Here is a 22233-nt window from a genome sequence, read left to right on the forward strand (position 1 = left end):
GAAAGATTGTTAATTGTTGTGGTTTTGCACGGTTGTTTTTGTGAATATTGTTCTATATCTTGAATTGTTGGTGATAAATTGCTGAGTTGCTTTTAGGCTTGGTAAAAGATGCTTTTTCTGCGGCTTCCTCAAAGATATTGATGGAGAGATTTGCATGAGTCGATCTGCTCGTGACCTGGTTGTTCTGGATCGTACCGATCGGCGTATTCTGGCGCTGTTGCAGCAGCATGGAGCCTTGTCGAACCTGGAGCTGGCTGATCAGGTTGGCTTGTCTCCCTCGCCCTGTTCTCGCCGGGTCAAGGCATTGCAGGACAGCGGCGTGATTGAAGGGTATCGTGCTCATGTCAGCGCCCGAAAACTGGGCCTGGATTTGCTGGCGTTGATACATATTAATATGGACAAACATACACCGGAACGATTTGCTACCTTTGAGGCTGCGGTGGATGCTTGCCCTGAAGTACTGGAGTGTTATCTGATTACCGGTCAGTCGGCAGACTATGTACTCAAGGTTATTGTCCGTGATATGGAAGCCTTTCAGCAATTATTGCTTGGAACGCTGACTCGTATTGAAGGTGTCAGCGGTGTTCATTCCAGTTTTGTAATGCGTAAGGTGGTCGATCGCAGTGCTTTGCCACTGGATTAGCAGGCCAGTGTTGTGATGCAGTGTCGTTTTTGCCGAGAGTCCGCTCCAAACAGCGGCAGCGGAGGCGGCTATACTCAGGTAGAACCAGCGGAATCAGGCAATGGCAACTGTGATACCTCAATTTCCTTCAGCAGCAAGTAAACTGACAGGCTACATTCTTATATGCAGCCTGGTTCTCAGTGTGCTGTTCAGTGCAGTACAAATTCGCATCGATTATCTAATAGAAAAAGAACGTTTTCAGACCAATCTGGATACCTTGCTGGTGTATCAGAGCGATCAGCTGGCATTGGCACTGCAGCAATACCATAACACCGCCGTTCAGCTGATTTTTGAAGGGTTGATGCTGAATCGCTCCATTGTGTCAGTGTATGTCGACGATGACTTGTCTGGTTATAGCCAGCGGCGTGGACTGTCGGCTGATGATCTGAAAAATGATCTGCTGCAGCCTTACTTGCTGGAAAAAACAGTCGACCTGTTCGGCAATAATCTGGTGGAAGCACATTTTGAAAAAATAGGCAGTTTGACCGTCTGGATTGATAAGCGTGAAATTCATACCGAGTTTCGAGAACGAGCAGCGATGACCATGGCACTGGAGGTGGTACGTAACCTTTTGCTGGTGCTGGCGCTGGTGGTGATTTTCTATCAGCGACTGACTCGCCCGCTGGGTGAGCTGATTCGGCAACTCCAGGGGATTGTCCCAGGTTGTACTGAGCAGCCCCCGGTGACATGTCAGGAAAGGCTGTGTGAATTGCAGGCATTAACGGGCAAGATCAATTACTTGTTAACGTCTACAGCAGCGGAGCTGCGGCGTTGCCAGCAAGAGGAGCAAAATGCTCGTCAAGAGCAGCAAGTGCTGGAACATGAGATGCAGGCCTGTAACAGGGCGTTAAAAAACAGCAAGAGCCAGCTGCAGCAGCGTTTTGATGAACTGGAGCGTACCCAGCGACTGTTGTCTCACTCGCAGCAAATGGCATCGTTGGGGTATTTGGTTGCGGCCATTACAGAAGAATCCAACCAGCCACTGGCCGAGTCTGAGCAGCAAGTGAAGCAATGGCTGGCATCCGATGGTCGCGATCATCCTCCGGGCCAGCTGGTCAGGCTCAGAACCAATCTGGAGCAAGTCCACCGGAGAATCAACGAACTACATGTTCTGGCCAGCCCAGAGCCTCGACAGAGCCTGGATCTGGCTGCCTTGATGCAGAAGGTGGTCGCGGAGCAGTCGCTCAATGAACGTATCAACCTGGTAATTGAAACAACGCCTATCCCCGGAATTGAATGTGTTGAGAGTCAGGTTCGTCTGGCATTTCGGCAGCTGCTTGCCAATGCCCGTGAAGCCCTTGGAAGTGAGCCGGGCAAGATAACCATTCGCCTCGAAACCGTGAACGACACGGTATGTGTATCCATCCGGGATACCGGGGAGGGCATGGATGCTACCGCGGTGAACAGCTGGATCCATGCGGATTGGGGAGTGCCGGAAAACGGCTTGGGGTTGGCTGAGGTCGCTATTGTGATGGCTTATCATAGTGGGGATTTGACCATTGATAGTGAGTTGGGAGTCGGTACCCAGGTGCTGTTGACATTTCCTGTGGCAACGTTATCGAGCAGTGCCAGCTCTGCGGCAAGTTGATTTGCCGAATGGCTGTGAATGATTTAGCGTTGCGGTAGCAACAATGAGGAATCACATGGCCAAGCAAAAAAACAGCGGTGGACTGGTCTATTCCACTGAAATTGGACGTACCTGCCCCGCATGTCGGGAAGCCGTGGCACAGTGTCGCTGCGGAGAGCCAGAGCAACCCCAGGGCGACGGGATTGTGCGTCTGGCACGAGAAACCAAAGGGCGTGGTGGCAAGGTCGTGACTCTGGTGACCGGAGTGCCGCTGATCGGAGCCGAGCTTAAGACACTGGCCAAAGAGCTGAAAAAGAAATGTGGCGTTGGTGGTGTACTCAAGGATGGTGTTATTGAAATTCAGGGGGAGCAGCGTGATTTGCTGATGTCTGAGCTGACCCGGCGTGGTTTTACGGTGAAAAAATCTGGCGGATAATAAGCCCGATACATGACACTGCCTCATCAAACGAATGACGATCTGATGAATTGCCCGCCAGGTTTGATGTACTTCAAAGCTGGCCCAACAACCTGATTATTTGTTTTGCCAACACGATAAGCTGATGACTTCAATAGCATGCCGGAGTCTGCGCTAATGGAAGAAATCAGCTTGTTTCTGGAACGCGGCGGTGAAGTGATTTACCCCATTATGGCGGTTATCTTTTTACTCTGGGCGTACCTGATCGAACGCACCTTGTATGTGGTGGCAGTGCATCCGGCCCGATGCGCCATTGCACAGCAGGAATGGTGTTCCCGTTCTTGTAAACACAGCTGGATCTCTCGACAGATTCATCAGGAACTGCTGGCCAGTTTGACGATGGGGCTGGATGCAGGATTCAGTACTATCCGGATGTTTATTGTTATTTGTCCTCTGCTGGGTTTGCTGGGGACGGTCACAGGCATGATTGAAGTATTTGATGTCATGGTGCAACTCGGTGCCGGTAGCCCCAAACCCATGGCGGCTGGTATTTCCAAAGCCATCTTGTCAACGGTTGCCGGTATGGTGGGCGCGATCACAGGCTTGCTGGCACAAACCGTCTTGAGGCGGATTATTGAACACGAAAAACGGCGCATCAAAACGGTACTGGCTTTCGATTAGGCAGTGGGTATCATGCTGCCTGTTTTAACAGTACAGACGCCAAACCATGGGTTTAATAACCGTCGTGAGAGAAATAACAGCCGCAGGCAAAATCAGTGAGTCATAGGCCGATGTCATCACAATCGCTGATCCGCAGTGATGAAGAAGCCATGACCCTGGCGCTGGCCTTGGCGCAAACCGCTGCTGACGATGGTGAAGTACCGGTCGGTGCCGTGGTTGTGCTGAATGGTCAGGTGATTGGTCGTGGACGTAATCGCCAGATTACCGATCTTGACCCCAGTGCCCATGCCGAAATGCTGGCAATACGTGAAGCTGCCGCCACCATTGGTAACTACCGGCTCAGTGGTGCTTGCCTGTACGTTACCCTGGAACCCTGTACCATGTGTTATGGCTTGTTGGTTCACAGTCGTATCGAACGTCTGGTGTATGGGGCATCTGAACCGAAATCCGGTGCAGTTCACAGCGCCATACCGTTAGCCGCTAATCCTGTCTTTAACCATACCTTCCAGATTGAGAGTGGTGTGATGGCGGCAGAGTGTGGCCAGATGCTGTCGGCTTTCTTTGCTGCACGGCGAGCGGCGCGCAAACGCCTGAAAGCGCTTGCCCGACAACCGGACACTTCCGACACTCCCATTCAAGAGGAACCGGATGCATCGGACCATCATGCAGGCAAGCCGTCAGGCTGCGATGCTGGCGGAGAGACGGCTTGTTAAGTTAAAGTGCATTTGGGCGTTATTTATAAAGCGCGCAGCTACAGGTATCAGCAAAAGCCTGCCATCCGGTATTTTGGATCTGGTTTGGGGTTACCATCAAAAACGCCCCGCAAGAGCGAGGCGTTAGTCGGAGACTGAGAGATACGTCAGTCAGAGTCGGGGAGCGGGCCAGCACTATCAGGCGTTATCAACGGCCTGATTCAGCATGGTGTAAAGCTCATCTTTCAGTGCAACACGACGCACCTTCAGCGTTTCAAGACGTTCATCAGAAGCAGCTTCTTTTTGTTCTTCTATATGGCGTATTTCCTTGTCCAGCACATCGTATTCTTCGAACAGCTTGGCGAAATGACGGTCATTCATCTTCAAATCACGAATCTGTTCACTCAACTCTGGAAAATCGTGGTGCAGGTCATGGGCTTCTATCGGCATGTAAATCTCCTTGGTGACTGCATTCAGGATAACGCCGGCCAGTAAGGCAGTCTTGATACAGGTCAGATTCAAAGACAATGGCTATGCTGCGTGGAAGGCTGTTGTAATCGTGAAATTACAAGCATGAGCCGGAGATCTTATGCTTGGGCTTGTATTGCCTTTTTCTGGTTGGCTGATCCGCGCAAGCTCTTTCCGTAGGGGTTATATTTTGTGCAAACTGCTTAGCTCTGAATAAGGTGTTTGGCAGTGGTCATTTTTTATCGTAAAGGCTCTGGGCCTTCATTCATCTGGACCTTAATTCATAAGGAAGCAGTGTAGACTTTATTTGTTTTTATTTATCAAGAGTGGAATCCTGATAGTTATTAAGAATTGTAGGGTCCGGTATATTTGTTACAGTACACACATGGATGCGACGGATTATGGGCTTTGCTCATAAACATCCCACAACCCTAGTGGTCGAGGCTCTGCCCGGTAATGGTGATTCCGGATTTGGAATAGGCTCTAGCTTATTCCCCGAAGGACTCCTTAAGGAGTCCTTTGTTATTTTTGGCTCCTGGATCTAAGCACTTTCGCCAAAATGTTCTCCAATCTGATTTTTTTCAGTTTCTCTCGAATCTCGATTGGGTAAGCGCTAGTAACGTGAAGTCTTAACTTCTTTTCCGACCTGAATACAGCAAACGTAACCTTGTAATAAGTTTCTCTACCATTGACTTGTCCGATTGGTATGGTTGCATAGTCACTGTGGCCTGCATGCCCAATGTAGGCTGAATGAAGCTCTTCAATAATTTTTCGAAGTCCTTTCGACAGTTCATATCGATGTATGTGGAACGGTCGAGGATCTTTGGGGTGATAGTATTGCCATTCGCCACAATCATTTAACGCTGGTTCTTCTTTGCAAAAGCAGTGATGGCTGTAGGTTACATAAACAGTATGCCCCGAAGGGTAAGTAACAGCGTGCGCATTTAAATGCGATAAATCAAAACTTTCCCCGTTAGGGTGATTAAAACCTTTCCACTTTTGAATGTGGGGGTCATTTGGCCCAGGGTTGAAAAGTTTTTTCTTCGACATTGTTCTGCTTGGTGATTACAAAGTCGTCAGTATGATCTGATTTGGATTCAGCATAAAGACACAGTGCTTTAATTATGGGGCGCTACCGTCCCCATACCTGCCTCGGTAGGCACTTAATCACCGCTGTAGTGGTCAACTAATAACTGCTGCGTGAGATTCAGGATAAAAACCCTCAGTGAATCAACCACTTGGGGTTTCTTATTTAGGTGTAGTGGTCAATGTGTGTCATACCACATACTGATTGCCGTCGATTGTATGCCGTTATGGCACACAGTAATGGGGTGATTGGTTTAATCTGAAGGTAGGCGATAAATGAATGTTGGGTATTTCCAGGTGTCCATAAAAATAAAAAACCCCAAGTGAATTAATCACTTGGGGTTTCGTATTTGGTGGAGATGGCGGGAGTTGAACCCGCGTCCGCCAATCCTCCACTAGGAGATCTACATGCTTAGCCGTCTCTATTCATTTAGTTCGTCACGGCCCGAGGGGCAGGGCGTTCAGAACGAGCTCGATTGGTTTTAACTCTTCAACTCCGAGCGAAGCATCCAAGCGATCCTATAGGGCTTAGCCCTCGTCCCCCTGTTATAGGCACCGGGGTTCAGAGGTAAGCTGCAATTAAGCAGCTAGTGCGTAGTTTTCGTCGTTTGCGACTATATAAATGTAAAACGTTTGATTTACGAGATCGTCTTACCCTCTCGGCATGCACCACTAGCTTTGTAATCAACGTCGAATCCGGATCATCCCCAAAATCGGTGTTGTTCAGGCTTGTGAGCCCAGGGCAACAGCCCTTCTGTCCAGTCAGAAACTCAGAGGCTTTTTTATCGGCCAGGTTCCCTTGCGGGTAATGTTCTGACTGTTGTAGCAACGCAGTATTTCGCGTAGCCAGAGCGGAACTATACGTCTATCCGTGGGTTTTGCCAAGTACCTATCGAACCAGTACCTGGAAAACAGGATAAATCAGCGTACCGAGTGCTTCATGATGCGTTCTTTTTGTTTGGCCCAGTCGCGGTCCTTGCTGGCGGCGCGTTTGTCGTGGGACTGTTTGCCTTTGGCCAGGGCGATTTCGGCCTTGACGCGATGGCCTTTCCAGTAAAGGGCGGTGCAGACGCAGGTATAGCCTTTGGCCAGTACTTTTTGCTCCAGCCGTTCGATTTCACGGGCGTGGAGCAGCAGTTTGCGCTCTCGTCTGGGTTCCGCAATGATGTGGCTGGATGCCTGGTTCAGCGGTGTAATCAGTGCGCCGGTGAGCCACACTTCGCCTTTGTGGAAGGTGACGTATGAATCCAGTAGCTGGCACTTGCCTTCTCGCAGTGCTTTGACTTCCCAGCCGCTGAGCATCACTCCAGCTTCTTGCTTGTCTTCAAGGAAATAGTCATGGCGAGCCCGTTTGTTCAAGGCGATGGTCGAGCTGGCGGCTTTTGGCTTTTTTTTGGTACTCATACTGTCAACAGGAATGTCTCTGGGCGGTGTGGGACTTGTCTGGTCGGATGCTGTGGCATCAGCGTCTGTTTTTGGCGTTGTTCTCAACTTGATACAGCTGAAGAATTTTTAACAATACAGCCACAGGTTGGTCAGGAGAATAACATGAATTCAGATAAAACCGGTATGAGTGGTGTGAGGTGTTGATTGGGATCTGGATTCTGACTGCGTTGCCAGCCTGGGGAACATTCGCTGGCCAGTAGTGAACGGGTCATTATGGCGTGTTTTTTTATCAAGGAGCTTTGGCGTGGAAGAATGGAAGGCCACACGCAGGGTTTTCTCTCAGCTAACATTTTATTGCCACTCAGTGGTATTCTTTGCGCAGTTTTTGTTGGCTGGGTTGTCTGTTGCCCGTGGCTGTTGGGCTGTTTTTGATGAATGGTTTACGGTATCGATGTTGCCTTGGCGGCGGTTAAGTCAGCGGTTTTTCAACTTTATTCAAGAGGTATCATGACCACCATTACGCGCAGTGCGCTGGTGATGTTCAGTGCAGAGCAGATGTTCGATCTGGTGAATGACGTTCGCCGCTATCCGGAGTTTCTGGATGGTTGTCGACAGACTGAGGTGATTGACGAGGGTGAGGATTTTATCAAGGCTCGGCTGACGATCGCCAAGGCTGGCATTAATCAGAGTTTTAGTACCCACAATCGTCTGGTCAAGCCGGAGCGGATGGAAATGGAGCTGCTGGACGGCCCATTTACCCGTTTTCATGGTATTTGGCATTTTCAAAAATTGTCGGAGGAAGCCTGCAAGGTATCCCTGGATATGGAATTTGAAGTGGCAAACAAACTGACCGGTGTTGCTTTGGGGGTCGCCTTCAAACAGGTGGCTAATATGATGGTTGATTCGTTTGTGAAGCGAGCTCAGGTGGTGTATGGCTGACACAATAACGGTTGAAGTGGCGTACGCGTTGCCGGAAAAACAGCGGATTCTGGTGGTGCAAGTCCCTGCCGGGAGTAGTTTGCTGGAAGCTGCCCGGCTCTCTGGTATTCAACGGGAATTTCCTTCATTGGATCTGGAGTCCGCCAAAATGGGTATTTTTGGCAAGGCGGTGAGAAATTTGGCTGAGGCGGTTCAGGACGGCGATCGCATTGAGATTTACCGTCCGCTGATTATCGACCCGAAGCAGGCGCGAGCCAATCGTGCCGCCAAGGCAAAGGCGTAGCCTGCTTGCCCTGGCGTGATTTTGACGCATTACTGGGTGAGTTCGACCGGGATGGTATTGACGGAGGTTTCTTCCTGGGGCAGAGAATCCAGCTGGCTCTGCTCTGAGAACGTCGCGTTGGGCAGCGTGCCGGTGTAGTTCATATAATTGCCCTGATCATCAAAAAATACCTGGATGTGATATTGCTTGGTGATTTCGTCACGCTCTTCCAGCGTATAGATATAATCCCAGCGTTGGCTGTTGAATGGATTTTGCAGTACCGGGGTGCCCATCACGAATTCAACCTGGTGCGCCGTCATGCCAGCATGTAGCTGATCCAGCATATCCTGGGTGACGATATTGCCCTGCTGAATGTTCAGCTTGTGTACACCTGGGAAAACGCAGCCGGAAAGGGTTGCAAAACCAAGTAAAAAAGTCAGAATTGTCGCTCGCATCATTCAGCTGTTGTCTCGTCCGGAGGTTTGCGTTTTTGCATTGATGGACGATGATACCTGATGAACCAAGTCGCTGTGAAATATTCGAGGGTTGCAATGTCCGATCAAAATCTGGAGTTGCGTAAAGCAGGTCTGAAAGTCACTCTGCCAAGAATCAAAATCTTGAGCATTCTGGAATGTAATCCGGAAGCGCATCTGAGTGCTGAAGATGTCTATAAATCATTGATTGAGGCAGGTGAAGATGTTGGGCTGGCAACTGTTTATCGGGTGCTGACCCAGTTTGAGGGCGCTGGACTGGTGACTCGCCATAATTTTGATGGTGGTCATTCTGTGTTTGAGCTGGATAAAGGAGGTCACCACGACCATATGGTAGATGTTGATTCTGGCACAGTGGTTGAATTTACCAATGAAGAAATCGAGCGGTTGCAGCATGAAATTGCAGCACAGCACGGTTACGATCTGGTTGATCACAGCCTGGTGCTTTATATCCGCAAGAAGAAGTAATCCGTATTGGCCAATGTCAGATGATGACATTGGTTTTATAGGGGAGATGAGGGGGCTGTGATGTGTCTCCCCAGATATGGCGGCCTTGGCCGCTTTTTACCAACGTCGGCCGTTGGCAGATTTGTGCCTTTGTGCCGAAGCCTCTGTAACATCGGTGACGACATTCGTCGTTGCTGCCTGTTTTCCTTTCTCTGATAGCGCTTCTGTGTGGTTTGCCGCTCTGGTTATTTGACGGTTGGCGGTGCTGTAATCTTGCCTGGTTAATGAATATTCATGCTGGGCCGTATCATTCTATTGCTTTGTCAGCCAGCGCTACGCCTGTTTGACCAGTGCCAGCATCTCTTTGGCATGAGTCATGGTGCTGTGTGTGATATCAACACCTCCCAGCATACGAGCAATTTCCTGAGTCCGTTGGGTGTCGCCGAGTTCTGTAATACGCGTGTGAGTGTATTCATCGCCAGAAATCTTACTGACCATAAAGTGCTGATGTGCTTGCGCAGCCACCTGGGGCTGGTGGGTGACGCACATGACCTGGCCGCGTTCACCAAGAGCACGCATCAGGCGGCCCACCCGCTCAGCGGTGCCACCGCCAATACCAACGTCTACTTCATCAAAAATCAGGCAGGCAATATCGCTGGTGGCTGCGGTGACGACCTGAATCGCCAGGCTGATTCGTGACAGCTCACCTCCGGAGGCGACTTTGGCCAGCGGTCCGGCAGGCATCCCCGGGTTGGTTTGAACCATAAAACGGATCTGGTCGATGCCGTGCTTGCCTGCTTCACTCAGTGACAGCGGGTTGATATGGGTTTCAAACCGGGTGCGCCCCAGTGCCATGGCATCAAATTGATCGCATACGTTGGCATCCAACCTGGCGGCGGCCTGGATGCGTGCCTGGCTCAATGTCTGCGCTTCGGTCAAGTAGCGCTGTTCCAGTGCGATCACTTGCTCTTGCAGCTCTGCGAGGTCTTCGTCTGACATGCTTAGTTCGGCAAGTGCGGCTTCTTGCTGCTGCCAGTGATCGTACAGCTCGGTCGGTTGGATCTGATGCTTGCGTGCCATGCTGAAAATATCACTGAGACGTTGCTCTACCTGCTGTAGCCGGTGGGGGTTAATGTCTACCTGCTCCAGATAGTGACGTAACGAGTGACCTGCTTCCTCGAGCAGTATCTGGGCTTGCTGCATCAAGTCACGTGCTTCTGTCAGGCTGGTGTGCTGGTCATCAATACGCAAGAGTTGCTGATAGGCAACCCAGGCCATCTGGGCTGCTCCCTGGCTGTCACCGTCGTCACCTGTGCTGGCGGCCAGTGCCTGTTGTCCGCCCAGTAACATGGATTCTGCATTGGCCAGGCGCTTATGCTCCAGCTCCAGATCCGCCAACTCCGTCACGCCGAGAGACAATTCTCGTAATTCTTCTACCTGATAGCTGAGTAATTGACGCTGAGCCTGGACTTCACTACTGACTTCCTGCAGCTTGTGCAGGCGTTTTTTCATACGTTGCCATTGCTGAAAACAGTTGGCGACTCTGGTGGCCAATGGTTTCAGGTTGCCAAAGGCATCGACGATGTCACGAGGGGCGTCTTTTTCCATCAGCCGTTGGTGGGCGTGCTGGGAATGAACCTCGATCAGATGTTGTGATAACTCACGCAAATCGTTGGCAGACGCGGGGCGGCCATTAATATAGCCGCGGGAGCGGCCCTCGGCCGAAACAACCCGCCGCAGCAAGACAAGGTCTTCTTCATCAGGAATATCGCGGCCAGCCAGCCACTGACGAGCCTTGGGTGTTGGGCAAAAACTGGCGCAGATTTCCGCACGTTCAGCACCTTGTCGCACCATGGCGGCATCGGCACGTTGACCCAGCGCCAGACCAAGAGCATCCAGCAGAATGGATTTGCCAGCACCGGTTTCTCCAGTGATGACGGCCATGCCGCGCTGAAACTCCAGTTCGAGATGTTCAACCAGGGCAAATTGATGAATAGACAGATGGGTGAGCATGAAAATAACGCCTTTATCTGAATGTATAACCAGTGTTTTTATATACAGTACTTGTTACTGTCAAGTGACAAGTTGAATTCTCTTACGGTTATACCCTTGAATCCGACGAGCGGAACCCCATATAGCTGCGAGCGCCATTTTTCGACGAGAGGAGTACTTCATGTCAGACGAGAAAAAAAATCAGGACGAAGCCCTGCAAAACGAAAATCAGCAAGCTGATGCCAGTATTGAGACCGGAGAGGCTGAAGAAGCGGCAGTCACCGATCAGCCAGATGTTGAAGCACAGCTGGCAGCAGCCCAGCAAGAAATTGCTGATCTGAAAGAGCAGGTTCTTCGCGTTCAGGCCGAAATGCAAAATGTACGTCGTCGTGCTGAACTGGACGTGGAAAAAGCCCACAAGTTCGGTCTGGAAAAATTTGCCAACGAAATGGTTACCGTCGTGGATAACCTGGAGCGTGGCCTGGCGGCCGCACCGGAAGAAGAGGCGACCAAAGCCATTCGTGACGGCATCGAGATGACGCTGAACGGATTCCTGTCGGCCCTGGCCAAGTTTAATGTCGATGTGGTCGATCCGGTTGGTCATCCGTTTGACCCTGAACACCACCAGGCCATGACCATGGTCGAAAGCGCGGATGCCGAACCCAATTCGGTGGTTGCTGTGATGCAAAAAGGCTACCTGATGAACGGTCGCTTGTTACGTCCTGCAATGGTTGTTGTGAGTAAAGGCAGCTCTGCAAGCTGAATGGCAGGTTGCAAAAATTTAATGGCATGCCTTGAAAGCGCCAGCTTCGGACACATATACAAGTCATAGGCAAATACATCGCAACGTTCCTCGTTGCAATCGGTTAAAGACAAGCAAGCAGTGATCACTGCTCGAGTTTTGGAGAGATTTATCATGGGTAAGATTATTGGTATTGACCTGGGAACCACCAACTCCTGTGTGGCGATCCTGGATGGCGATAAGACCAGAGTTATTGAAAATGCAGAGGGTGATCGTACTACACCGTCTGTCGTCGCTTACGCTGACGAAGAAGTACTGGTTGGTCAATCTGCCAAGCGCCAGGCCGTTACAAACCCACAAAATACCTTGTTTGCGGTCAAACGTCTGATCGGTCGTCGATTCAAGGATGATGTGGTTCAGAAAGACATCAAAATGGTACCGTACAAAATCATGGAAGCCAGCAATGGTGATGCCTGGGTTGAAGTACGTGGCGAGCAGTTTGCTCCCCCACAGGTGTCTGCTGAAATCCTGAAAAAAATGAAAAAAACCGCTGAAGACTATCTCGGCGAAAGCGTTACCGAAGCAGTGATTACCGTTCCTGCTTACTTTAACGACTCCCAGCGTCAGGCAACCAAAGACGCCGGTAAAATTGCCGGTCTGGAAGTCAAGCGTATTATCAACGAACCAACCGCAGCGGCGCTGGCTTACGGCATCGACAAGGAAGGTGGCGACCGGACTGTTGCTGTCTATGACTTGGGTGGTGGTACCTTCGATATCTCCATTATCGAAGTCGCTGATGTGGATGGCGAGAAACAATTTGAAGTGCTGGCCACCAATGGTGACACCTTCTTGGGTGGTGAAGATTTCGATATGCGCCTGATTGAATATCTGGCGGATGAATTCAAGAAAGACAGCGGCATCGACCTGAACAACGATCCATTGGCTCTGCAACGTCTGAAAGAAGGCGCTGAAAAAGCCAAGGTTGAATTGTCCAGCAGTCAGCAAACCGATGTGAACTTGCCTTATATTACGGCGGATGCCACTGGTCCCAAGCACTTGAACGTCAAAGTGACGCGTGCCAAGTTGGAAAGCCTGGTGGAAGAGCTGGTCAAGAATTCACTGGATCCTTGCCGCATGGCACTGAAAGACTCTGGTCTGAGTGCCAGTGAAATTGACGAAGTGATTCTGGTCGGTGGTCAGACCCGTATGCCGTTGGTACAGAAGAGCGTTGCCGATTTCTTTGGTAAAGAGCCACGTAAAGACGTTAACCCGGACGAAGCGGTAGCCGTTGGTGCTGCGATTCAGGGTGCGGTTCTGTCTGGTGATGTGAAAGACGTACTGTTGCTGGATGTTACCCCTCTGACTCTGGGTATCGAAACCATGGGTGGTGTGGCAACACCGGTTATCGACAAGAACACCACGATTCCTACCAAGAAATCACAAGTGTTCTCTACTGCAGATGATAACCAGACTGCCGTAACGATCCATGTAGTACAGGGTGAGCGTAAACAGGCTGCCCAGAACAAGTCACTGGGTCGTTTTGACCTGGCTGATATTCCGCCTGCGCCACGTGGCACGCCACAAATCGAAGTCACCTTCGACATCGACGCAAACGGTATTCTGAACGTTAGCGCCAAAGATAAGGCGACCGGCAAAGAGCAGTCGATTGTGATCAAGGCCTCTTCTGGCCTGAGCGATGAAGAGATTGAACAAATGGTTCAGGACGCTGAAGCCAATGCGGAAGCGGACAAACATTTTGAAGAACTGATTCAGGCTCGTAATACCGCCGATGGCATGATCCACGCGACCAAGAAAACGCTGGAAGAAGCCGGTGACAAGGCAACGGAAGAAGAAAAAACAGCCATTGAAACAGCGATTACTGAACTTGAAGCAGCACTGAAAGGTGATGACAAGGCTGACATTGAAGCTAAAACCACCACTCTGACAGAAGCTTCTGGTACGCTGGCGCAAAAGCTGTATGCCGAGAAGGCCGAAGCTGAAAAAGCCGGTGCTGCTGATGCAGGCTCTTCTTCAGCGGATGACGATGTCGTTGATGCTGAATTTGAAGAAGTCAAAGACAAGTAAGACGACAGATGGGAGACGGGAGTCAGCCAACCTCTGGTGGGCTGACTCCCGTCTTGCGTCTCACATGGCTGGATCAATAGCTCCCATCTGAGGCAAGAAAGACGATGTCCAAACGAGATTATTACGAGATTCTTGGTGTATCAAAAGATATTGATGCCAAGGATCTTAAGAAGGCCTACCGTAAATTGGCCATGAAATACCACCCGGACCGTAACCCGGATGACAAGGATGCCGAAGCCAAATTCAAAGAGGCAACGGAAGCCTACGAAATCCTGAATGATAGCCAGAAACGCGCAGCGTATGACCAGTACGGTCATGCCGGGGTTGATCCCAATGCGGGTGGTGGCGGATACGGCGGTGCTGGTGCTGCAGGCTTTGGCGATATCTTCGGCGATGTGTTTGGCGATATTTTTGGTGGTGCTGGCGGCGGTGGCCGTGGTGGTCCGCAGCGTGGTTCTGACCTGCGCTACACCATGGAATTATCGCTGGAAGAAGCCGTTCGCGGTGTCGAAAAGAAAGTGCGGATTCCAACACTGGTCAGCTGTGAAGTTTGTCACGGCAGTGGTGCCAAACCAGGTACCACTCCGAAACACTGTCCTACCTGTAATGGGGTTGGCCAGGTGCGGATGCAGCAAGGTTTCTTTTCGGTGCAGCAAACCTGTCCGACCTGTCATGGCCAGGGCACAATCATTGAAGATCCGTGTACCAGCTGTCATGGCCGTGGTGTAAAAGAAGAAACCAAAACCCTGTCGGTTAAGATTCCGCCAGGTGTGGATACCGGTGACCGTATTCGCCTGTCGGGCGAAGGCGAAGCTGGCGCCATGGGTGGACCCGCTGGTGACCTGTATGTTCAGGTCAGTGTGCGCGAACATGCACTGTTTCATCGCGACGGCCGCAATCTTTATTGCGACGTGCCGATCAGTATTGTGGATGCGGCATTGGGTGGTGAAATGGAAGTGCCGACACTGGATGGACGGGTACGCCTGAAGATTCCAGCTGAAACCCAAAGCGGTAAATTGTTCCGCCTGAAAGGCAAGGGTGTTGCGCCAGTACGTGGTGGTGGTGCCGGTGATTTGCTCTGTCGAGTGCAGGTTGAAACGCCTGTCAGCCTGAACGATGAACAAAAAGCCTTGCTGATGAAGTTCCAGGAATCACTGACAGGCGAAAAACACGCGCCGCAAAAAAAGAGCTGGTTTGAAGGTGTGAAACGGTTCTTCGAAGACGTTTGAAATGGCGTTAGAGGCCATTAAAAGCTGACATTCAAATACAGCCCGCGGTTGCACCTTGTGCCACCTCGGGCTTTTTCTTATCAGGAATTCAACCATGACACGAATTGCCATTACCGGTGCGGCCGGACGTATGGGACGAGTGCTGATTCAGGCTGTTGATGCCGCGGAAGGCGCAGATATTGGTGCCGTAATTGTACGCCACGACGACCCAATGTTAGGCATTGATGCCGGCGCCATTGCCGGTTTGGGGAAAGATCTGGGTATTCTAGCCGTCGCCAGCCTGGACGAAGTGGCTGACCAGTTTGATGTGCTGATCGATTTTACGACTCCGGTCGCGACACTGGCCAACCTGGCTTTTTGCCAGCACCACGGCAAATGCATTGTGATTGGTACAACCGGTTTCAGTGACGCTGAAAAAGCCATCCTGGCCGACACGGCAAAACACACCGGTGTGGTATTTGCCCCGAATTATTCGGTAGGGGTTAACCTGTGCCTGAATTTGCTGCGTATGGCAGCCAAGGTGATGGGCGAAGAGAGCGATATTGAAGTGGTTGAAATGCACCACCGTCATAAGGTCGATGCGCCATCCGGTACCGCTCTGCGTATGGGAGAAGTGGTGGCAGAAACCATGGGCTGGGATTTGAAAGAAGTAGCCTGCTACGGCCGGGAAGGCCAAACCGGTGCTCGTCCGCACAAGCAAATTGGTTTTGAAACCATTCGTGGGGGTGATGTGGTAGGGGATCATACGGTCATGTTTGCTACCGAAGGTGAACGGGTTGAAGTTACTCACAAAGCCCAGAGCCGCATGACCTTTGCTCGAGGTGCGGTGCGTTCAGCTCTGTGGATTCCCACTCAGGGGGCTGGTTTGTACGATATGCAGGATGTACTGGGTTTCTGACTGTGAGAGCAGGCAACCGGATGTTGTTGGTTGCCTGTGATACTCGGCTGGCTCTGGTTTTCAGGCCGTCATGGCGGCCGTGGCAGGTCGGGCAGTCTTTTCGGTTCGCTGGTGTTTTACTCGCAGTAAATGATCCAGCGCCTGATCGACGATGCGATGGATATCGTCGGGTTTTCCTTGTGGGTCAAACATCATCCCTGTCAGCATCTGGCTGTTACCCCATAACCAACGGGCCCGTTCTGTTGCGGCTAACCCTTGCTCCAGCTCACCCTGTCTGATGGCAGCTTCTATCTGGGTGGATAACTGCTGCAGCAATTCTGACTGCAGTGTCAAATAGCGAGGCCAGACGACTTCTCTTGGTGATGCACTCCATTCCAGCCAGACCTTGATGTAATCCGGCTGTTCTTCACACGCTTGTAAAAAGCGCTGGAAGTAGTCACGAATGCGCGCCAGAGGTGTTGCTTCTGCAGTAAAAGCCTCTTCTGCCATCGCCAGCATAAAGCGGGCGATTTCATCCAGGACACTGATAACCAGGGAGTCACGGGTTTTGAAATAATTAAAAACAGTGGCTACCGATACCCCTCCCAATTCGGCGATATCTGTATGGCCTCCACGACCGATACCGCGCCGGGAAAAAACCTCAACAGCGTGTGTGAGTAGTAACCGTTTGCGCTCCTCCGGAGCAAGCCGTCGGCGACCATCAACAGCAACAGGCATGAAAATCCCTCATTCTTGTGTTCTATCATTACGCGCCTGAAGCCAAACAGGAATGCCTGTACCGTACGGGTGAATACGCGGCAAAAAACTGACAAACTGTCCAGCAACTGGCTACCCATAGTCACTATGTAAATAAATCGCCTGTTTCTGGAAGCAAAATACCGTTTCAAATTGTATGTAACAATGTGTAAGCGAGTTCTGGCTGGTGTGTTTTCCGGTTATGTAAAAGGGCTTTATCAGAATTCCGGGCAGATAACCTGAACACCGCCCGGAACACCTTCAGCGCCATGGACATAAAAGCGTCTTTTGCGTATAATTCCCGGTTAATCAAAGCTCGGAGCTTCTCCTGCAGAAGTCACCGACCATTACAAAATTTCTGAAATTAGCGGAATGCCGATGAGCGGATCAGCATTCCGCTTTTTTACGCATGGGGTACCTGCCTAGTACCTCGCTTCGCCTGTTTTTCTTTGCTCGGGGATACAGTTTTGTCTACGCCAGCCATTCTAGCTCTTGAAGACGGCAGCTTGTTTAAGGGCACCAGTATCGGTGCTTTGGGAACGTCTGTTGGAGAGGTTGTTTTCAACACGTCCATGACCGGTTATCAGGAAATCCTGACTGACCCGTCCTATACCAATCAAATTGTTACACTCACTTACCCACATATTGGCAGCTACGGAACCAACAGCGAAGACGTTGAGTCCGCTGGTATTGCCGCCAAAGGGTTGATTATTCGCGACTTGCCATTAATGGCCTCCAGCTTTCGCAGCGAACAAGCACTGGATGAATACCTGCGCGCCAACAACGTGGTCGGACTGGCGGATATCGATACCCGCCGCCTGACCCGTATCCTGCGTGAAAAAGGGTCTCTGAACGGTTGTCTGATTGCAGCGGAAGATGCCTGGAGTGACGAGAGCCAACAACAGGCCCTGACCGAAGCCAAGGCTTTCCCCGGTTTGAAAGGGATGGATCTGGCCAAGGAAGTCACAGTCAGTGAACCCTTCCAGTGGACCCAGACCGACTGGACTCTGGGAGAAGGTTATGGCGAACAGAGCGAAACCCGATTCAAGGTTGTTGCTTACGATTTTGGCGTCAAGTACAACATCTTGCGCCTGTTGGCCGAGCGCGGTTGTGAACTGACCGTTGTACCGGCACAAACGTCAGCCACCGATGTACTGGCGATGAATCCGGATGGCATCTTTTTGTCCAACGGCCCGGGTGACCCGGAGCCTTGTACCTACGCCATAGAAGCGATCCGGGAAATCCTGGAAACCGACATCCCGGTATTCGGTATTTGTCTGGGGCATCAACTGCTGGCACTGGCTTCCGGTGCAACCACGTTGAAAATGAGTCATGGCCATCACGGTGCCAATCACCCGGTACAGGATCTGGCCACCGGCAAGGTCATGATTACCAGTCAGAACCACGGCTTTGCGGTCGATGAAAGTTCGTTGCCTGATAACCTCAAGGCAACCCACAAGTCACTGTTCGATGGCACGCTGCAAGGCATTGCCCGTACCGACAAGCCCGCGTTCAGCTTTCAGGGACACCCTGAAGCCAGCCCTGGCCCTCGTGACGTAGCACCGCTGTTCGACCACTTTATTGATCTGATTGAAACCGCCAAAGCCAAGGCCAACGGATAACCACAGGACTGACTGAGTAATGCCAAAACGTACTGATATCAACAGCATTCTGATCATCGGCGCTGGCCCCATTGTGATTGGCCAGGCGTGCGAATTCGACTACTCCGGCGCCCAGGCCTGTAAGGCCCTGCGCGAGGAGGGCTACCGCGTCATTCTGGTCAACTCAAACCCCGCCACCATCATGACCGATCCATCGATGGCGGATGCGACCTATATCGAACCGATCACCGTGGAAGCGGTGGCCAAAATTATCGAGAAAGAACGCCCGGATGCGTTGTTGCCGACCATGGGTGGTCAAACCGCCTTGAACTGTGCCCTCGGCCTGGAAAAAGCCGGCGTTCTGGAACAGTTTGGCGTGGAAATGATCGGTGCCAATGCCGATACCATTGACAAGGCAGAAGACCGTGATCGCTTTGACCAGGCGATGAAAAAGATTGGTCTGGCGTGTCCACGTGCGGGCATTGCCCACACCATGGAAGAAGCCCGTGAAGTACAACAATCACTGGGTTTCCCTTGTATTATCCGTCCTTCCTTTACCATGGGTGGCACCGGTGGCGGTATCGCCTATAACAAGGAAGAATTTGAAGAAATCTGTACCCGTGGTCTGGACTTGTCGCCAACCAGCGAACTGTTGATCGATGAATCACTGATTGGCTGGAAAGAGTACGAGATGGAAGTCGTGCGCGACAAAAACGACAACTGCATTATTGTGTGTGCCATCGAGAACTTTGATGCCATGGGGGTTCACACTGGTGACTCCATTACTGTGGCACCGGCACAAACCCTGACGGACAAAGAATATCAAATCATGCGTGACGCCTCGTTGGCGGTACTGCGTGAGATCGGCGTTGAAACTGGCGGTTCCAATGTGCAGTTTGGTATGGATCCAAAAACCGGTCGTATGGTCGTGATCGAGATGAACCCACGGGTATCCCGGTCTTCGGCACTGGCGTCCAAGGCAACCGGTTTCCCGATTGCCAAGGTGGCGGCCAAGTTGGCGATTGGCTACACCCTGGACGAATTGCAGAATGATATTACCGGTGGTGCAACCCCGGCATCGTTCGAGCCGTCGATTGATTATGTGGTTACCAAGATCCCCCGTTTTACCTTTGAAAAATTCCCTCAGGCCGATGGCCGTCTGACCACCCAGATGAAGTCCGTGGGTGAAGTGATGGCGATTGGCCGTACCCAGCAGGAATCCTTGCAAAAAGCCCTGCGTGGTCTCGAAGTTGGCGCATCCGGCCTGGATCCCAAGGTAAATCTGGCAGACGAAGGAGCTCGCGACAAAGTGATCTCCGAACTGGTCACGCCGGGTGCCGAACGTATCTGGTACGTAGGTGATGCCTTCCGTATGGGGTTGACCATTGATGAGATTTATCAGTATTCCGGAATCGACCCCTGGTTCCTGATACAGATAGAAGACCTGATCAAGGACGAAGCCACCGTTTCTGCCAGCAGCCTGACGGCGTTGGATGCCAGCGCTGTCTATCGCCTGAAACGCAAAGGCTTTTCTGATCAACGCCTGGCAACCTTGCTGGGTATTTCTGAAAAAGCCTTCCGCAAGCATCGCCAGAAATTGAATATTCGCCCGGTTTACAAGCGGGTTGATACCTGTGCGGCTGAATTTTCGACCGATACCGCTTACATGTACTCGACCTACGAGGAAGAGTGCGAAGCGAATCCGACCGATCGTGACAAGATTATTGTACTCGGTGGCGGGCCTAACCGGATTGGCCAAGGGATCGAGTTTGACTACTGCTGCGTACACGCGGCGCTGGCAGCGAAGGAAGAAGGGTACGAGGCCATCATGGTCAACTGTAACCCGGAAACCGTATCGACCGACTACGACACGTCTGACCGTTTGTACTTTGAACCGGTAACCCTGGAAGATGTGCTGGAAATCGTCGAGAAAGAAAAACCCAAGGGTGTCATTGTCCAGTACGGTGGCCAAACGCCATTGAAACTGGCCAACGAACTGGAAGCCTGTGGTGTGCCGGTGATTGGTACCTCGCCGGAAGCCATTGACCGTGCAGAAGACCGCGAGCGCTTCCAGCAAATGATCCAGCGTCTGGGTCTCAAACAGCCGGTTAACGCCACCGTGACTTCTCCGGAAGAAGCTGTCACCCGTGCCGCCGAAATCGGTTACCCGTTGGTTGTGCGCCCATCCTATGTTCTGGGTGGTCGTGCGATGGAAATCGTCAGTAACGAAAAATCCCTGCGCCGCTATATGAACGAAGCAGTACGGGTTTCCAACGATTCCCCTGTACTGCTGGATTACTTCCTGGATCGCGCCATTGAAGTGGACATTGACGCCGTTTGTGACGGCGAACAGGTCGTGATTGGTGCCATCATGCAACACATTGAACAGGCCGGGATTCACTCCGGGGATTCCGCCTGCTCACTGCCGCCTTACAGCTTGCCGGCTGAAGTGCAAGACCTGATGCGCGAACAAGTGAAAGCCATGGCGCTGGAACTGGGAGTTGTCGGTCTGATGAATACCCAGTTGGCCTGGCAGGATGGTGAAATCTACGTGATTGAGGTGAACCCTCGCGCATCACGTACCGTGCCTTTTGTCTCCAAGTGTATCGGTGTATCGCTGGCCGCTGTTGCTGCCAAGGTCATGATGGGGCGGACATTGGCGGAACTGGGCTTTACGGAGGAAATTATTCCACCGTATTTCTCCGTCAAGGAAGCCGTATTCCCGTTCAACAAGTTCCAGGGTGTTGACCCGATTCTTGGGCCAGAAATGAAGTCGACCGGCGAAGTCATGGGAGCGGGCACCACTTTTGGCGAAGCCTTCTTCAAGGCTCAGCTGGGAGCCGGAGCAGACTTGCCAGAAGGTGGCACTGCTTTCCTGTCGGTTCGTGAAGCTGACAAGGCCGGTCTGGTGGCGGTTGCTCGTGGGCTGGTGGAATGCGGCTTTGAACTGGTCTGTACCGACGGTACCCGACGGGTACTGGAAGAGGCCGGAGTGCCATCCAGTCGTATCAACAAGGTGACCCAGGGCCGGCCGCACATTGTCGACACCATCAAGAACGATGGCATCGACCTGATCGTCAATACCACAGACGGTGCCCAGGCTATTGCAGATTCAGCAGATATTCGTCGCAGCGCATTGCAACACAAGGTGTATTACACCACCACACTGGCAGGTGCTGAAGCGATTGTGGAAGCGCTGCGTTCAGAAGGTCTGAAAGACGTTCATCGTCTGCAAGATCTGCATGCCAGCATCGGCCAATAAACCAAGTTATCAGGAGTCAATGCAAATGCAGAAGTTTCCTATGACCCTAGAAGGGGAAAAGGCATTGCGCGATGAGTTGCAACGCCTGAAAAGTGTTGATCGTCCGACCGTTATCCAGGCGATTGCGGATGCCCGTGAACACGGCGATCTCAAAGAGAATGCCGAGTATCACGCAGCCCGTGAGCAGCAGGGTTTTATTGAAGGCCGGATTCAGGAAATTGAAGGCAAGCTATCCAATTGCCAGGTGATCGATATTCACTCCATTCCTCGTACCGGCAAGGTGCTGTTTGGTGTGACCGTTACCATTATTAACGTCGATACCGATGAAGAAGTGAAATACAAAATTGTTGGTGATGACGAAGCCGATATCAAAGCCAACCGTATTTCGGTGTCATCGCCGATAGCGCGTGCGTTGATTGGCAAGGAAGAAGGCGACACCGTTGTCGTCAAGATTCCAAGTGGTACTGTGGAATATGAAATTGATCAGGTTGAACATATCTGATCTGTCAGTGATTGCCGCACCACCTAATCGCCTCCTTCGGGAGGCGTTTTTGTATCTGGCTGTTGCATTGC

Annotated in this window: 21 protein-coding genes and 1 other RNA gene; 15 read left to right on the top strand and 7 right to left on the bottom strand. The window is 51.6% G+C overall.

All coding sequences use genetic code 11. From position 1 onward, the window contains the following. The first annotated feature begins 154 nt into the window (after positions 1-154). The 5 genes from Q8W22_RS03765 (at position 155) to tadA (ending at position 4058) form a co-directional block, all read left to right on the top strand. Positions 155-643, top strand: coding sequence for an Lrp/AsnC family transcriptional regulator (locus Q8W22_RS03765; protein WP_305413973.1), 489 nt, complete (start codon positions 155-157; stop codon positions 641-643). A gap of 100 nt (positions 644-743) precedes the next feature. Next, a complete protein-coding gene (locus Q8W22_RS03770; protein ID WP_305451649.1) occupies positions 744-2270 on the top strand; it encodes a sensor histidine kinase in 1527 nt (508 codons plus the stop codon). Between the two features lie 55 nt (positions 2271-2325). Continuing rightward, positions 2326-2685 (top strand): translation initiation factor Sui1, encoded by a 360-nt coding sequence (locus tag Q8W22_RS03775; RefSeq protein ID WP_303431842.1) that lies wholly within the window; start codon positions 2326-2328, stop codon positions 2683-2685. 156 nt (positions 2686-2841) lie between these two features. Further along, positions 2842-3345, top strand: a complete 504-nt coding sequence (locus Q8W22_RS03780) for a MotA/TolQ/ExbB proton channel family protein (RefSeq protein WP_305451650.1) — start codon at positions 2842-2844, stop codon at positions 3343-3345. A gap of 110 nt (positions 3346-3455) precedes the next feature. Continuing rightward, complete coding sequence (gene tadA / locus Q8W22_RS03785; RefSeq protein WP_370694161.1) at positions 3456-4058, top strand: tRNA adenosine(34) deaminase TadA; 603 nt, start codon at positions 3456-3458, stop codon at positions 4056-4058. A gap of 177 nt (positions 4059-4235) precedes the next feature. Here tadA and Q8W22_RS03790 read toward each other — a convergent pair whose 3' ends face one another. The 4 genes from Q8W22_RS03790 to smpB form a co-directional block, all read right to left on the bottom strand. Then, positions 4236-4487, bottom strand: a complete 252-nt coding sequence (locus Q8W22_RS03790; RefSeq protein WP_303431844.1) for a YdcH family protein — start codon at positions 4485-4487, stop codon at positions 4236-4238. A gap of 540 nt (positions 4488-5027) precedes the next feature. Beyond that, a complete protein-coding gene (locus tag Q8W22_RS03795) occupies positions 5028-5555 on the bottom strand; it encodes a stationary phase growth adaptation protein (protein ID WP_305451651.1) in 528 nt (175 codons plus the stop codon). 387 nt (positions 5556-5942) lie between these two features. Next, positions 5943-6300, bottom strand: a transfer-messenger RNA (tmRNA) gene (gene ssrA / locus Q8W22_RS03800). A gap of 212 nt (positions 6301-6512) precedes the next feature. Next, positions 6513-6995, bottom strand: coding sequence for an SsrA-binding protein SmpB (gene smpB / locus Q8W22_RS03805; protein ID WP_303431845.1), 483 nt, complete (start codon positions 6993-6995; stop codon positions 6513-6515). Positions 6996-7484: 489 nt separating this feature from the next. Between smpB and Q8W22_RS03810 the strand changes: the two genes are divergently transcribed. Then, the gene (locus tag Q8W22_RS03810; protein WP_303431846.1) at positions 7485-7916 is read left to right on the top strand and encodes a type II toxin-antitoxin system RatA family toxin; all 432 of its coding nucleotides are present in this window, start codon (positions 7485-7487) and stop codon (positions 7914-7916) included. Next, a complete protein-coding gene (locus Q8W22_RS03815) occupies positions 7909-8199 on the top strand; it encodes an RnfH family protein (protein WP_303431847.1) in 291 nt (96 codons plus the stop codon). Before Q8W22_RS03810 ends, Q8W22_RS03815 begins: the two co-directional genes overlap by 8 nt. 29 nt (positions 8200-8228) lie before the next feature. Here the strand turns inward: Q8W22_RS03815 and Q8W22_RS03820 are convergent, their stop codons facing one another. Continuing rightward, positions 8229-8636 carry an outer membrane protein assembly factor BamE gene (locus Q8W22_RS03820; RefSeq protein WP_303431848.1) on the bottom strand — a complete coding sequence of 136 codons (408 nt, stop codon included), beginning with the start codon at positions 8634-8636 and terminating at the stop codon, positions 8229-8231. A 93-nt stretch (positions 8637-8729) separates the two neighbouring features. Between Q8W22_RS03820 and fur the strand changes: the two genes are divergently transcribed. Next, positions 8730-9137: a ferric iron uptake transcriptional regulator gene (fur, locus tag Q8W22_RS03825; RefSeq protein WP_303431849.1), complete on the top strand. Its 408-nt coding sequence runs from the start codon at positions 8730-8732 to the stop codon at positions 9135-9137. Between the two features lie 312 nt (positions 9138-9449). Here the strand turns inward: fur and recN are convergent, their stop codons facing one another. Further along, positions 9450-11129, bottom strand: a complete 1680-nt coding sequence (recN, locus tag Q8W22_RS03830; protein WP_305451652.1) for a DNA repair protein RecN — start codon at positions 11127-11129, stop codon at positions 9450-9452. 160 nt (positions 11130-11289) lie between these two features. On the opposite strand from recN, the gene grpE reads away from it, so the two are divergent. From grpE to dapB, 4 genes are all read left to right on the top strand, one after another. Then, positions 11290-11871, top strand: a complete 582-nt coding sequence (grpE, locus tag Q8W22_RS03835) for a nucleotide exchange factor GrpE (protein ID WP_305451653.1) — start codon at positions 11290-11292, stop codon at positions 11869-11871. Between the two features lie 153 nt (positions 11872-12024). Further along, positions 12025-13935: a molecular chaperone DnaK gene (gene dnaK, locus Q8W22_RS03840; RefSeq protein WP_303431852.1), complete on the top strand. Its 1911-nt coding sequence runs from the start codon at positions 12025-12027 to the stop codon at positions 13933-13935. A 104-nt stretch (positions 13936-14039) separates the two neighbouring features. After that, the gene (gene dnaJ / locus Q8W22_RS03845) at positions 14040-15164 is read left to right on the top strand and encodes a molecular chaperone DnaJ (RefSeq protein WP_303431853.1); all 1125 of its coding nucleotides are present in this window, start codon (positions 14040-14042) and stop codon (positions 15162-15164) included. 94 nt (positions 15165-15258) lie between these two features. After that, complete coding sequence (gene dapB / locus Q8W22_RS03850; protein ID WP_305451654.1) at positions 15259-16062, top strand: 4-hydroxy-tetrahydrodipicolinate reductase; 804 nt, start codon at positions 15259-15261, stop codon at positions 16060-16062. 60 nt (positions 16063-16122) lie between these two features. Here the strand turns inward: dapB and Q8W22_RS03855 are convergent, their stop codons facing one another. After that, on the bottom strand, positions 16123-16779 hold the full coding sequence (locus Q8W22_RS03855) for a TetR/AcrR family transcriptional regulator (protein ID WP_303431855.1): 657 nt from the start codon (positions 16777-16779) through the stop codon (positions 16123-16125). A 485-nt stretch (positions 16780-17264) separates the two neighbouring features. Between Q8W22_RS03855 and carA the strand changes: the two genes are divergently transcribed. The 3 genes from carA to greA are packed head-to-tail and all read left to right on the top strand — an operon-like array spanning position 17265 to position 22162. Further along, entirely contained in the window at positions 17265-18419 is a 1155-nt protein-coding gene (gene carA / locus Q8W22_RS03860; RefSeq protein WP_305451655.1) for a glutamine-hydrolyzing carbamoyl-phosphate synthase small subunit, read from the top strand. Between the two features lie 19 nt (positions 18420-18438). Continuing rightward, entirely contained in the window at positions 18439-21660 is a 3222-nt protein-coding gene (gene carB, locus Q8W22_RS03865; protein WP_305451656.1) for a carbamoyl-phosphate synthase large subunit, read from the top strand. Positions 21661-21685: 25 nt separating this feature from the next. Further along, entirely contained in the window at positions 21686-22162 is a 477-nt protein-coding gene (gene greA, locus Q8W22_RS03870; protein ID WP_303431858.1) for a transcription elongation factor GreA, read from the top strand. Positions 22163-22233 lie beyond the last annotated feature (71 nt).

The organism is Oceanobacter sp. 1_MG-2023 (assembly GCF_030689025.1).
In the GTDB taxonomy this organism is placed as follows: Bacteria; Pseudomonadota; Gammaproteobacteria; order Pseudomonadales; family Oceanobacteraceae; genus Oceanobacter.